Genomic DNA, 426 nt, shown 5'->3' on the forward strand with positions numbered 1-426 from the left:
AGCCCAAAATATGGCCCATCGCGACAATGGTGGCGGCGATTTCCATATCGTCCTGCATATGGGGAATATCGTCGATAAAGCTTTTATCGATCTTTAATAGATCCAGCGGGAAGTGTTTCAGGTAAGCCAGCGATGAATAGCCTGTGCCGAAATCGTCGATAGCCAAGTGAATGCCTTGATTACGTAGACAGTTGAGAATATACAGCGCATTGTCTTGATTATCCATCAATCCGGTTTCGGTGATTTCCAGTTCCAGTTGTTTGGCCGGAAAACCGGTCTCATCCAGCACAGTCGCAACCAGCCGGCAAATGTCGCTACGGCGGAATTGATGGGAAGAAACATTGACGGCCAACGTTATCGGCGGCAAACCGTCATCCAACCACTGCCGGCCTTGGCGGCAGGTTTCCCGCAGCACCCATTCGCCAA

General features: G+C 50.7%; 1 protein-coding gene. It reads right to left on the bottom strand.

The window, feature by feature from the left end; genetic code table 11:
* On the bottom strand, positions 1-426 hold a 426-nt coding region (locus EKO24_RS23035), incomplete at both ends, for an EAL domain-containing protein (protein WP_143733160.1).

The sequence above is a fragment of the Candidatus Methylobacter oryzae genome (genome assembly GCF_003994235.2).
Taxonomy (GTDB): domain Bacteria; phylum Pseudomonadota; class Gammaproteobacteria; order Methylococcales; family Methylomonadaceae; genus Methylobacter_A; species Methylobacter_A oryzae.